Annotated in this window: 7 protein-coding genes and 6 pseudogenes; 2 read left to right on the top strand and 11 right to left on the bottom strand. The window is 59.7% G+C overall.

Going from position 1 to position 12,790, the window contains the following annotated elements; all coding sequences use genetic code 11:
* Positions 1–40: 40 nt before the first annotated feature.
* A pseudogene (locus tag H0241_RS35970) lies at positions 41–910 on the bottom strand (tyrosine-type recombinase/integrase).
* Between the two features lie 284 nt (positions 911–1,194).
* A pseudogene (locus H0241_RS33375) lies at positions 1,195–2,225 on the bottom strand (IS110 family RNA-guided transposase).
* Between the two features lie 97 nt (positions 2,226–2,322).
* Here H0241_RS33375 and H0241_RS33370 point away from each other — a divergent pair.
* Positions 2,323–2,578, top strand: a pseudogene (locus H0241_RS33370) (IS481 family transposase); the annotation flags it as partial.
* A gap of 113 nt (positions 2,579–2,691) precedes the next feature.
* Here the strand turns inward: H0241_RS33370 and H0241_RS36520 are convergent.
* From H0241_RS36520 to H0241_RS33340, 7 genes and pseudogenes are all read right to left on the bottom strand, one after another.
* Positions 2,692–3,155: pseudogene (locus H0241_RS36520) on the bottom strand (helix-turn-helix domain-containing protein); the annotation flags it as partial.
* Between the two features lie 293 nt (positions 3,156–3,448).
* Positions 3,449–4,579, bottom strand: a complete 1,131-nt coding sequence (locus tag H0241_RS33365; protein ID WP_181061981.1) for a DmpA family aminopeptidase — start codon at positions 4,577–4,579, stop codon at positions 3,449–3,451.
* A 107-nt stretch (positions 4,580–4,686) separates the two neighbouring features.
* Complete coding sequence (locus H0241_RS33360) at positions 4,687–5,070, bottom strand: hypothetical protein (protein ID WP_181061980.1); 384 nt, start codon at positions 5,068–5,070, stop codon at positions 4,687–4,689.
* Between the two features lie 131 nt (positions 5,071–5,201).
* A pseudogene (locus tag H0241_RS36630) lies at positions 5,202–5,665 on the bottom strand (transposase); the annotation flags it as partial.
* 179 nt (positions 5,666–5,844) lie between these two features.
* Entirely contained in the window at positions 5,845–7,623 is a 1,779-nt protein-coding gene (locus tag H0241_RS33350; protein ID WP_181061979.1) for an ABC transporter permease subunit, read from the bottom strand.
* A gap of 7 nt (positions 7,624–7,630) precedes the next feature.
* The gene (locus H0241_RS33345) at positions 7,631–8,629 is read right to left on the bottom strand and encodes an ABC transporter ATP-binding protein (protein WP_181062006.1); all 999 of its coding nucleotides are present in this window, start codon (positions 8,627–8,629) and stop codon (positions 7,631–7,633) included.
* Between the two features lie 249 nt (positions 8,630–8,878).
* On the bottom strand, positions 8,879–9,934 hold the full coding sequence (locus H0241_RS33340; RefSeq protein WP_181061978.1) for an ABC transporter substrate-binding protein: 1,056 nt from the start codon (positions 9,932–9,934) through the stop codon (positions 8,879–8,881).
* A gap of 332 nt (positions 9,935–10,266) precedes the next feature.
* On the opposite strand from H0241_RS33340, the gene H0241_RS33335 reads away from it, so the two are divergent.
* Positions 10,267–11,460, top strand: a complete 1,194-nt coding sequence (locus H0241_RS33335) for an IS30 family transposase (RefSeq protein WP_407941793.1) — start codon at positions 10,267–10,269, stop codon at positions 11,458–11,460.
* Between the two features lie 40 nt (positions 11,461–11,500).
* Here H0241_RS33335 and H0241_RS36625 read toward each other — a convergent pair.
* Positions 11,501–11,887, bottom strand: a pseudogene (locus H0241_RS36625) (reverse transcriptase domain-containing protein); the annotation flags it as partial.
* A complete protein-coding gene (locus H0241_RS36620; protein WP_456238142.1) occupies positions 11,884–12,213 on the bottom strand; it encodes a reverse transcriptase domain-containing protein in 330 nt (109 codons plus the stop codon). The pseudogene H0241_RS36625 and the gene H0241_RS36620, both read right to left, overlap by 4 nt.
* Positions 12,214–12,790: the final 577 nt, after the last annotated feature.

Genomic DNA, 12,790 nt, shown 5'->3' with positions numbered 1-12,790 from the left:
GAGTTCCGACCGGGTTGTCCAAGCTTACGAGAGGCATTGTTCAGTTACTGCCGGCGAGGACCAGGACCTCATGGGCGCGCCGCACCACCGGGGTGCACCATCTTGCCATCCATCGCGAAAGCATACAGACCCTGCGCTGCGGCATCCTTTTCCGCCGTGACGACACGGCGTGCCCATTCGATTTGGCCTGGGCTAGCGAGAAAGCCTCGTTCAAGATCGCCACCTGTGCCGGATGGATCGCCAAGGTCCCTGGAAAGCCAAGCCGTCGCGCATGCATCGCGACTTCACGGAATCTACTCGACAGGTTGATGTGGCCGAGCAGAAGCTGGATGATGCGGATCGGTGCCGTTCTCCAGAAGATGCCTGGCGAAAGAGTGCCTGAGCGTGTGGACCGTCACCCGCTTGTCGATGCCGGCGTGCGTATTTCGCAAAAGCCGGACAGGGATTCCGCTAAGTCGCGGCTGTCCGCGACTTACCGAAATCGGTGTCCGGGACTTACTGAAACATGCAGCCGGCGGCCGCACGCGCCGAGCGACAGGCCGAATCACCTGCACATCGATAGGGCGATCGGCGCCGCGCCCGGGAAACAGCCAGTCCTGCGGCTTCGCCAGGCGCCAGTAAATCCGCAGGATGCGCAGAAGCTGCGCCGACAGCATCAGGGTGCGGTCCTTGCCGCCCTTGCCGTGCTCGACCCGAATGACGCCGCGCCGGCTGTCGATGTCGGCGACCCTTAGGCCGACGGTCCCGAGGCGCGAAGGCCAGCAGCGTAGGCTGTCATCAGGGCCGTGCGCGTCTTCAGGCTCGAGACCGCTTCCAGGAACCTGACCACCTCGTCGGCGCTCAACACCACTGGCAGCGTGCGTGGTAAGCGGGCGTAGACAATGCGCTCCGGGATCTCGGCATGCGACAGAGGCGGTCCGTCGAGCGATACAGCATAGTCATGTCTTGACGGCGCCCGCGGATCAAGGTTTTGTTTCGGCGATGGGATGATCGCGGGTGCGGTCATGTCTCCGGCCTATTGCTGCGGTACGATGACCGCTTGGCCCTGATGGTGTCCGCTGATCCTTTGGCCTGATCAAGAGAACGAGCTCGAAGCTCCGACTATGTTGCAGGCTTTCGGGATCTATCCTCGTCTGTTCTCATCACGTCACTGTCACCCTCGATTCCGGTTCGCGGCCTCAGTCGCTGATGCTGTTACGCCGTCGTGCCTGCGTAGTGTGTTTCGTCGCGCATGAGCGCGAAGACGATGCGCGCGAGCTTGTTGGCGGTCGCCACGGCGACGAGCTTGATGGGCTTGGTCTCAATCAGGTGATCCGCCCAGCGCCTCAAAGCATCGCTGCAGCGTCTGCGGTGGAAGAGAACCGCGTGGGCGCCGACGACGAGTAGCTTGCGCAGATATCGATCGCCCATCTTGGAAACGCGCCCCAGCCGTTCCTGGCCGCCTGATGAACTCTGTCGCGGCGTGAGCCCGAGAAAGGCAGCGAACTCACGCGGGCCGGAGAAAGCGAAGAATGCTCGCGGCAAGCGCAGAGGCCGTGATAAGACCGATCCCAGGAACACTCATCAGACGGCGTGCCGTCTCATCAGCTTTGGCGAGAGCCAAAATGGCGTGATCGCTTTGCGTGATTTCCTGATCGAGTTCGTTCAACCGACGCACTACAGGCAACAGTGCCGAGCGCACGATCGCCGGGATCATGTCGTTGCCTTCCGCGATGAGAACCGCCAGAGCGCGTGCATTGTTCGGCCCCTGCGCGGCGATGGCCCCGATCTCGGCCAGATGACTGCGCAGTTCGTTGAGAAGTTGCGTGCGCTGCGCCACCAGCAGTTCGCGCAACCTTGTGATGCATGAGCGCTGCCTAGTTCTCGACCGATCGCACCGGCACAAATCGCATGGAGGGCCGCGTTACCGACTCGCAGATGGCCGCTGCATCCGCGGCGTCATTCTTCTGGCGACGAACATAGGCCTTCACGTCTGCTGGCGGCATCAGGCGAACGTCATGGCCAAGCTTCATCAACTGGCGAGCCCAATGATGGGCCGAGCCGCATGCTTCCATGCCGACCAGGCAGGCAGCCGCTCGAAGAAGGCCATGCACATCCTTACGCCGCAGCCCACGAGACATGACGACACGGCCGGCGGCGTCGATCGCATGGACCTGGAAGACGTGCTTGGCCAGATCAAGGCCGATGGTGGCGACAGCATGAAGATCGGTGGTAGTCTTGTTCATGGGCGGTGCTCCTTCAGATGAGTGCTCGACAGCAGCCATCTTGGCACGCCTCTCACGAGGATGATGCCGTAGCGGGCGCCGTCCACCCCATCAAGGGAGCTTGAGGGCGCTGGCCAAGCGCTATGGGATCAACCAGAAGACCGTCGCGAAGTGGAAGGGACGGACCACAGTCGCCGACCTGCCGACCGGACCAAAGGAGCCGCGATCGACGGTGCTCTCCGTCGAGGACGAGGCGGTCATCGTCGCCTTTCGGCTACACGCTGCTGCCGCTCGACGACTGCCTCTATGCGTTGCAGCCGACAATCCCGCATCTGACGCGCTCTTCCTTGCACCGCTGCCTGCAGCGCCACGGCAGCCGGCCTCGCACGCCGTGTAGATGATGGCGCCGTATGTTTCGAAGCCTCGGTCTGAGCCATTGGGAGCGCAGGTACGGGAGAAGGATCGGCGTGATGTTCTCCTGTACGTCGAGATCTGCCGTTGTGTGCCATTCAGCGCGATCCATCAGCAACACGGTGTGCGCCCTTGGCGACATGGGGGCTGATCTCGCCAAGCTGGAGCTGCATGGCTTCGGTGTCGGCATGTGGCAGCATCTTTGCCGCGTGTCGGGAAGATGGCGCCGAACAGACAGCCGTTCTTGTAGCGTTGATGAGCGAGTTGTCGGGAACGCGTGCCATATCTTGCCCATTGGCGAACCAAGCCGTTCTTCTGCGAGAATCCCATCCGGCCCGGCTTCGTTGAATCGGTGTGCCCAATCGCGCAGGCTCTGCCGGTCCATCCCGCCGATCCTGGCCGCGTCTGTCCGACTCATCGCGTCAAGCGCCTCCGCCAGTGAAAGCAAACGGTGCTTGCCGCGCGTCCTTCGAAGCCCGTGCCAACCGGGCGAAACTCCGAGGCCGAATAGTCTGTCCGCAATTGAACTGCTGATCCCATAGGCGAATACCCTTCGCTCCAAAGCATCGTAAACCGATCGCGTAAGAATGGGGGAGCGAGTCACAAATCGGCAACGCTGGGACCATATGATCGCCCAAGCGGTGTGGCTCTACTTTCGGTTCCGCTCAGCCGTGGCGGAGCCATGGCCTGAAATCAATCCGCAGGGCAGAGCGTATCGCGGGTATCCCGAGTTCAAGTTAAGGTGACATCGCCCTCGACAGGCACCTCGCCGATCACTTGGAAGGCCTGGTAATGGCAGCGTAACAGCGTCCGATGAGTCCCTTCCGTTCGGATCATGCGCTCAGTCGTCCATAGTTGTACATGACCTGTTTTAAAGCGTCGTGGTCGATAGCTGCAACACGCCGATTCTCGCGCCCCACCATGGGCTCGGCTGCCACCATGGCATTGATAATTGCCTCCTCCACGGATTGCGCCGTCGCTTCGAACAGTGTGTCGAGCTTATTGTTCGGTATGAATGCGAGGTCGCCCATTGCGGGCGCGGCCGCCGACTCACTCTTGGTGAGGTTTGCTGTTGAGAAGGCAAGACACAGATCGCCAGAGCCGTCTCCTGACGGTGTACCGGTGCGGCCGATGCCGAGGCCGGCGCGCCGAGCGATCCGTTCCAGTTGAGTGGGCATAAGCGGTGCGTTGGTCGCAACGACGACGATGATCGAGCCCTGCTCGCGGACCCAGAGCCGGTCCCCAGTTAAGTGTTCGCCAACCGGGACGCCAAGAACCTTCAAGAGGGGACGAATGCCAAAATTCGCTTGCACAAGACACCCGATCGTGTAGCTCTCACCGAGCTGTTCTATGACGCGGGACGACGTTCCTGTGCCTCCCTTAAACTCGAAGCAGATCATCCCGGTTCCACCGCCAACACTGCCCTCGGCCAAAGGCCCGTCGGACGCGCTATTGAGAGCCTGCATCACATGCCCTGGAGTGACATGGAAGGCGTTCATGTCGTTGAGATAGGAGTCGCATGTCTCTGCAACGACAGGCAGCATCCAACTATAAGCCCCAAACCCTGTATCGGGCTTCTCAATCATCCATTGCAACATCGCCTGATGAACGGTTCCAAGGCTATGGGTGTTCGTGATGCCAATAGGCCCTAAAAAATATCCAGCTTCCTTAATCCAATGCGTGCCCGTCATCTCGCCGTTTCCGTTTAGCGAGTGGAAGCCTGCCCATACGGGGGCCCTTAGAGGCCCAGAGCGGCCCCGCGGAAGAATGGCTGTGATCCCCGTGCGCGCCGATCGATTGCTCGATCCAGGTGGATCGCTTATCACGGTGGCATAGCCCACTTCTACACCGACAACATCGGTAATGGCGTTGAGAGGTCCGGTCTTTCCGGCAAACGGCAGTCCCAGATCGCGTGCCCGCGGCTTTGTCGAGGGTCCGGACATCGAACTCTTATCGACTTTCATTAAGAGTGTCCTTTGGCCAGGTTTTTTTGTCTGTTTCACTATGCCGACTCCAGGTGTTCGCGCCAGCTCGGCTTACGAGCCTAATTCCAACGTCTACCAAGTATGGGTCAGCTGCGATTGAATTCGCCAATATAATCTCCCGCGCGGAGCCATCGCGCTTTTAGATGGCTGCCGCCTGCTTTCAAAATGCCGAATGCCCTCTCGATGTGCATACCGGAGGACGTACCTGTACCTGAACTCGGGATACGTGGCCTGCCTTGCAGGTTGATCTGAGGCCATGGCTCCGCCACAGCTTTCCAATCCGCGATCGTTTGGAGGCGGTAGCGCAGCATTACATGCCGAGCGTTGTAAACGGGCTGGAACAAGGAGATGTCGGAATAGCGGAGAATAAGAGCGCTGAAGGCTCCCGGTGATCGAACGCTTTTGGCAGACCAGGTATGATCGTCAAAACCGTCTCCAGGCAAGGCATCGCCACGCCGCAAAGCCGTCATCGAACCGATTGCGCATTCGGACGGCCTTGGCTCCCGGTGCTTGAGCGCCCTTGACGGACCGGAAGTCGGCCGAGCGTTGCATCCCCCGTAAAGGGAGATCGTTCAATCGTTCTCGATGCCCACAATCAGGGAATATTCATCGCCCGATGACAGGTGAGGAAGCCGTAGTGGCGGATGCGATGGAAAGCATCGCGCGGCGTGTGCAGGAGAAAGCGACGGATGAAATCCTGCGCCTCGAGCATCACGACCTTCGTCGTGCCGCGATGGCGATAGTCCCGCCAGCGGAATGCGACCCTATCGTCGGCCATGCTGATCAGTCGGGAATTGGCGACGGCGACGCGATGGGTGAGGCCATGAGACTTTGTCAGGTCGGAGAGATCAACGAGGAACCCCAACCCGCCTTGACATAGGCCGCTCGGCATTCTTCCAGAAAGGGATAGCGGATCAGGCGCTACAGCACGCGCGGGCAGGAAGAACCCCAGCCGGCAGGTGACCCATTACCCTACATCGGGAGATGCCCCCTCGGCACGACGCAATGGAGGTGGGCGTGAATAGTGCAGGCGCGGCAACGGAGGCTGTGGAGCTGCGCCGAGAGGCGCGCGTTGGTCGACCTGGGGAGCGCGGCGGGGGAGTCGGTGACCGAGGTCGCGCATGCGTTCGGCGCAGCTGGATCCCAGCTCTATGCGTAGCGCAAGTAGATGGTAGGCGGCGAGCTCGATGCATCAGCCTAGCTAAAGAACGAAGCGAGCCCCTCTGATACTGAACGCTCCGTCCTCAAGCTGCGGTTGCTGGACGCGCGCGTTGAAGGCCTAGCGTCGATCTCCACCCCGTAACGAAGAGGATCATTAGGATAAACAGCGGCAAAAGAATCAATAGAGTCGCTACTGCGGCAATTGTCGGGTCGATCTGGTGACGAATATCCTCCCACATCTTTAGAGGCAGGGTGCGCATCGAGATCCCTGCTACCAAAGATGTAATGACGACCTCATCAAAGGAGTGAAGGAAAGCGAACACAGCGCCGCCGATAATACCCGGCCGAATCAGCGGCAGCGTCACCCTGATAAAGGTCTGCAGTGGTCCAGCCCGCATGCTCATGGCTGCCTGCTCCAGCTGAGGGTCGAAATTCGCCAGCGACGCCGAGACGATCACAACCACGTAGCCGATGGCTCCGATGGTATGCGCCAGGACAATGCCGGTCATTGAACCGAGCAGCCCGAGTTTGACTAGCCCCAGATAGGTCGCTATGCCGACGATGATAACCGGAAAGGTGATCGGCGCAAGCATCACCATGGTCAGGAAGCTGCGCAGGTGCGGAAGGGTGCGGTTGAGCCCGACGGCGGCAAGCGTGCCGACAATGGTCGACAAGATGGCGACCATAACGCCGACTTGGGTGCTGGTCCAGGCGGCGGCGTACCATGCCGGATTACCAAAGAAGGATCTATACCACTGCAGTGAAAAACCCGAGGGAGGGAATTCCAAATACTTTCCTGCACTGAAGGACATGATGACGACGAGAAGCTCTGGAAACAGCAGGTAGCACATAACGAGCACGAGAAACGTTACGCCGACTAACTGCAGCCAACGGCTGTCACCACCTGCTCGGTAGAGCTGTGCCATCCAACGTTTAGCCCGATAGGGAATAAAAAACTCACCGACAAAGCGCTTCATCATGGCGAATAAAGGAGAAAGACTGTGCCGTGACTTCAGCGATGGTTGCACCGTGCGGCGCGACGTACCTGAAAGATCAAGCCCGACTATGGCGAGCATGACGATGGCGACCGTCAGGAGGACAAAGGCCGAGGCGGCGAGACGTCCCATGTCAAACGAGCTACGGACCTGCGACGCAATGAAGGTCGATAGCATGGCATCCCCCAACCCGCCGAGTGCCGCTGGCGTGATGTAGAACCCGAGGCAGATCACAAAAACCAACAGACAGCCGCTGCGCACGCCCGGCATGCTGAGCGGGAAGAAAACGCGCCAGAAAGCGGTGGACGGTCGCGCGCCCATACTGCGAGCCGCTGACATTAGCGATTTATCGATGCCCATCATGACACTGACCAGAGGCAGGATCATCATAGGAAGCATGATGTGCACCATTCCGATATAGACGGCCATGCGGTTGTAGATGAGCGGGCGCGGACTGGAGATAAGTCCGTGGTCAAGCAGCAGATTGTTTATCAGGCCGCCATCGCCAAGAATAACGATCCACGCATAGGTCCGCACCAGCCCACTGGTCAGATACGGCACGAGCACGAGCACAATAAGCGCCATGCGTAGCCGTTTCGAGGCGGCCGCGATCAGATAGGCCGTGGGATAGGCGATTAGGAGGCAGATTGCTGTTGCTACCACACTAATCTCAATGGTCTGTAGGAGAACGCGAACATTTGCCGGCGGGCCGAAAAACGCCTCATAATTGGCGATCGAAAAAGCCGGTGCGTTAAAGCTGATCAGGAATAGCTGAACGATTGGTATCCCGAATACAATGAGAAGCACAGCGAGGGCTGGCCCTGTGAGAGCGATGGGCATTCGGCCAAATTCCCGAAGCGTCTTCATCGGAACCTCACGCCGCGACAAAGCGAACGTCGGACCGCAGCCAGTTGAGGCGTACCTCTTCGCCAGGTCTGAAAATCTGTTGGTCCGCAGCCACGTGCTCGCGAACAATAACCACACTGTCCCCGGCGCGTACCTGGTACTTCCGCAAGGGGCCAGCGTATATCATGTCTTCGACAATGCCGCAGACAAACTGTCTTTGGTCCGCGTCCACTCGCCTTGGAGCCCCCCTCTCGGCAACGCAGATACGCTCTGGCCGGAGCATCGCGACGGTGCCCAAGGGCGGCGCGACATCGGATTCGGCCTGGAACCCGGGGGGTTCAAGGAAATTGGCCTCCCCCAGAAACTCCGCGGCGAATCGTGTCGCGGGTCGGTCATAGAGAGCCTCAGGTGTATCGATTTGCTCGATTTCCCCGGCGCGCATGACGACGATGCGGTCCGATAGCGTGAGCGCCTCCTCCTGGTCGTGCGTGACGCAGATGGTCGTTTTGCCAAACTCCCGGTGCAAGCTTTTAATCTCGACTTGCATCTGCTCGCGAAGGTTGCGGTCGAGGGCACCCAGCGGCTCGTCTAGCAGGAGAAGCGGCGGATCGGCGATCAGGGCGCGGGAAAGCGCCACACGCTGTTGCTGCCCACCGCTCAGTTGTGATGGCATACGGCCGCCGAACCCTTTGAGGTGGACCCGCTCAAGCATTCGATCGACTTGGATCGCCCGCTCGGCGGCCTTCATGCCCCGCATTTCAAGCGGAAATTCAAGGTTGCGGTGCACTGTAAGGTGCGGAAACAGCGCATAACCCTGGAAGACGATGCCTTGGTCGCGCCGGTATGACGGCACTGCGGCTACCGACTTCCCTGCAATCAGAATGTCTCCGCTTGTAGGCGCGGTGAACCCGGCGAGCATCATCAGCGCTGTGGTCTTACCTGAACCGCTTGGACCGAGAATCGTCAGGAACTCGCCGCGACGGACCGCAAGTGACAGCTCCTTTACCGCACAGACCTCCCCATACATCTTGGTGACGCTTCGGAACTCTATCTGCGCAGAAACCTTGTTTTGCTCGGATGGTTTATTTTCGGCAATCAGCCGGTTAATGTTTCGATGCAAGGTCACAAATGATCCTCTAATACTGTGCCGTCACGTAGCTGCAGGCCTCAAGCTCCGGAGCGCAAGAAGCGTCGGACGAAGCGGCTCCATCGAGAGTTCAGAGATCGGAAAGCGACGGACCGGTTTTCCGTCACCTCCGGTACCTCCGATCGGCGATCACTGAAGAATCCACTCGTTCCAACGCTGTATAATTCTGTCGGTGTTGGTCTTGCCGTCCGATCCCACCTCATTGTACCACTTGGAGTTCATTGTTATGCTGGATGCCGCGTAATCAGGATGGCTGGCGAATTTGCGTGCGACAGCTTCTGGTAATAGTTTGAACGCATTTTGGTTAGTTGGGCCGTAAGGCATCAGCTGCACAAAGGCTGCTTGCCTATCAGCGCGGGTCATGAATTCAATGAATCTCTGTGCGTTCTTAGGATTCGGGCTGCCCTTTGGGATGGCCCAGCTTTCCCATGTCATCTTTTGCTGATTTCGATTGATCTCGAGCTGCGCGCCTTGGTCGATCAATGCAACAGCGCGACCATCATACGACTCCGCCAGGTCGACAACCTTGTCGTGCAGCATTTGTTGGATCTCGGATCCCGTAGCGGTCCATTTGCGGATATGCGGTTTTATCTTGTCCAAGCTCGAGAAAGCTCGATCGATATCCAAAGGGTAGAGAGCGTGAGCAGGCACACCGTCTGCCAGTAGAGCTTCTTCCCAAGGTCCGGCTTCTCCGTACTCGCCAGTTGGCAACGTGCGAACTCCGGGATACTTCACGACATCCCAAAACTCTGCCCAAGTAGCGGGCCGCGGTTTGTCAGCTGGGAACTTCTCGAGGTTGTAGACCATGCATAACGCGTAAACAATCGACCCGACACCGTGCGAACCCTTTGCGAAGTCCAGCATCGCGTCCAAATCGTCTGCCTTGTAAATAGAGTAATCAATCTCTTCGAGGTAGCCCTTTTGCGAAGCCAGCAAGGTTGTGCCCGGGCTGACAGGAACCACATCAACCGAAACAGTATTGGTCGATGTCATTAGCTGAAGCTTGACCAGGGAAAACTCATCGGCAACGGGGGTCACTTTGATTCCCGTCTCTGCTTCGAATGGCCTTGCATAGGCTTCCATACAGGCGTTTGCGTAGTCGCCGCCATTGAGCATGGCTATCACCTCGCCCGCGGATTGGGCTGCAGCGCGGCGGGGTCGATAAGACATCGCACCTACTGCCATTGCGGATGCTCCGTGAATGAAACGTCTGCGGTTTATCGACACCACTTTTCCTCCTCCTCATTGTTCCCGCCGCTGGGCAGGAATAGTTTGTTGTTTTGGAACTGCAGCCTTAGTCTCAGATACTAGCGTAGTCTCGACCAAACTCACCCCAGGGGCCGATGCCATAGGTCAGAACGTCGTCTTTGGAGTCACGCGCCGGGTCTCAACGCAGTGCATCAGGTTGTGCGCAGACTATTGATGAGGCGTTTTAGTACCTCAACAACATCAAACGGCCAGTGCCTCCCGTCAAATGCAGTTTGTGTATCGGCCTCATCTAGAAGCGAGATGGCTATCTGAGCACCACGTTAGGTATTCGGCTGCGGTCGTGGCTGACCGGTGCGCCATCGCGCCTGTCAGAGCGATACCTTGCGTTTGCGGAACGTGAGGAGATCGCACTTCTTCGCGTTCAGGGCCTTTCGAGACGCGAGATCGGACGCCGACTTGGCCGATCCGCCTCGACCATCTCCCGTGAGCTACGACGCAATGCCGCGACGCGCAGCGGCGGGCTGGAATATCGTGCATCGACAGCCCAATGGCACGCCGACCGATCGGCCCGTCGGCCCAAACCGACCAAGCTTGCGCTCAACACAACCTTGCGCACTTATGTGGAGCAGCGACTCGCCGGCGTCGTCATGTCCCCAAGTGGCGCCGCCGTTCCTGGTCCTGCCGTTCGGTGGAAGGGCCGCCGGCACGGTCCGCGAAAGGATCGGCGATGGGCCAGGGCTTGGAGCCCGAAGCAGATAGCCCGACGCTTGCCGATCGACTTCCCGGACGACAAGACGATGCGCATCAGCCACGAAGCCATCTATCAAGCCCTCTTTGTTCAGGGTCGGGGAGCGCTACGCCGCGAACTGTCGGCCTGCTTGCGAACGGGGCGCGTGCTGCGGGTCCCCAGGGCCCGCGTACGCAGTCGAGGTAAGAGCTTTGTCCTGCCGGAGATGATCAGTCAACGCCCCGCCGAAGCGGCCGATCGCGCGGTGCCGGGTCACTGGGAAGGAGACCTCATCCTTGGTCTTGGCAGCTCGGCGATCGGCACGCTAGTTGAGCGTACGACACGCTTCACTATGTTGCTGCATCTTCCCCGGCTTGCGGGGCATGGCAAAGCTCCGCGCATGAAGAGTGGCCCTGCTCTCGCGGGACACGGGGCCGAAGCCGTGCGCGACGCGATTACGCGCACCATCATCACCTTGCCCGAAGAACTGCGGCGTTCGCTGACCTGGGATCAGGGAGCCGAAATGGCTCAGCACGATCGTCTCAAGATCGATGCAGGTGTCCAGGTCTACTTCTGCGATCCGCAAAGCCCCTGGCAGCGCGGCACCAACGAGAACACCAATGGGCTCCTGCGTCAGTACTTCCCGAAAGGCACCGACCTGAGCACCCACAGCGCCGACGAGCTCGCCGCGGTGGCAGCGGCCCTCAATGCCCGACCGAGAAAGACGCTGGGCTGGAAAACGCCGGCGGAGGCGCTTGACGAGTTGCTGCCATGAGTGAACATAATTGGTGTTGCGACGACTGCTTGAATCCGCCTTGGGCGCCGCGATCGCTGTGATGGATGATGGATCCCGGTGTCGGCCTACGCGCCGCAATCGCTTGGTCGAGCGCCTCGATCGCCAGTTCAGCCCTGGGATGGATCGCCAGCGCCCAACCGATGACTTTGCGGTCGACCGCCGCGAGGCGGCCAAACTCAATCAGGCGGATCTTGTCCGGGTGGAGCGACAGCGCAAACTCCTCAAGCCTCGCACGCATCGCATCGAGAAAGCGACGGGCGTCGCCCTCATGCTCGAAACCGACGATCACATCATCGGCATAGCGCACGATCATCATGTCGCCGGTGGCTTCGCGCTGTCGCCAGCGCTGAGCCCACAGGTCGAGGGCGTGGTGCAGGTAGATATTGGCCAACAGCGGCGAAATCACGAGCCTTGACCCGTTTCCCTGTCATCTACCGTCACGATGCCGTCTTCGAGGATGCCCACCTTCAACCATTTGCGGATCAGGCGGATGATGCGCTTGTCGCCGATCCTGTGTTCTATGAAGCGAACCAGCCATTCCTGACTAACGGCCCCGAAAAAGTTCTGGATGTCGGCGTCTAGAATCCAGTTCACCTTCCGCTTTTTGATCGCTACGCACATGGCGTCCAATGCATCGTGCGGCCCTCGTCCGGGCCGAAACCCGTATGAGAAGCCGCAGAAGTCGTCTTCGTAGATGGCGTTGAGCACCATGACGGTTGCTCCTTGGACGATCTTGTCTTCCAGAGCGGCAATCGCCAGCGGCCGCTGCTTGCCGTCCGCCTTCGGTATAAACGTCCGGCCGACGGTTGCGGGCGGTACGCTCCCCGTTGAACCCGTTCATGAAGATCCTTGAGCCGGAGCTCGAGGTCTGCCTCATAGTCCTGCCACGTCATGCCATCCACCCCGGGGGCGGCCTTGCGCCGCCTAAGCGCATAGAACGCCGTCCGCAGCGTGTCGACATTGATATGGTGGAAGAGCGCGGTGAACCTTTCCTTCTTCCTTTGCCTTGCGGCATTCCGTACGCGGTCCAGCGCCTGGGAATTTCGAGCCCGGCTCTGTGTCCGGTGCATGTGTTGCTGTTCCGCATTCCCCTTGGTCTCCGGCCTTGGCTCCACCAACTCCGCCGCCGGCTGCCCGGCTTTGTTCGTCGGCTTCACAGCTACTATGCCGGAGTCAGACTTATCCTGTCCGTTCATCACCGGCTACGGCTCCTCGCCTCCCCGATGCGGACCGACACGGCTATCGCCGCCCGGCCGGGCAGGAGATCTCCCAGGTTCCGACGTGTTCCTTTCGTGCGTGATGTGGCCCT

Source organism: Mesorhizobium neociceri (assembly GCF_013520985.1).
GTDB classification, from domain to species: domain Bacteria; phylum Pseudomonadota; class Alphaproteobacteria; order Rhizobiales; family Rhizobiaceae; genus Mesorhizobium; species Mesorhizobium neociceri.
Note: the sequence above shows the minus strand (reverse complement) of the source record. Positions and strands in the feature narration are given on the sequence as shown.

What these genes read in the sequence shown, in the direction of transcription:
- H0241_RS33365 (WP_181061981.1), bottom strand. Translation starts at nt 4,579, where the DNA reads ATGAAAGTCGATAAGAGTTCGATGTCCGGACCCTCGACAAAGCCGCGG.
- H0241_RS33340 (WP_181061978.1), bottom strand. Translation starts at nt 9,934, where the DNA reads ATGGCAGTAGGTGCGATGTCTTATCGACCCCGCCGCGCTGCAGCCCAA.
- H0241_RS33360 (WP_181061980.1), bottom strand. Translation starts at nt 5,070, where the DNA reads ATGACGGCTTTGCGGCGTGGCGATGCCTTGCCTGGAGACGGTTTTGAC.
- H0241_RS33345 (WP_181062006.1), bottom strand. Translation starts at nt 8,629, where the DNA reads ATGTATGGGGAGGTCTGTGCGGTAAAGGAGCTGTCACTTGCGGTCCGT.
- H0241_RS33350 (WP_181061979.1), bottom strand. Translation starts at nt 7,623, where the DNA reads ATGAAGACGCTTCGGGAATTTGGCCGAATGCCCATCGCTCTCACAGGG.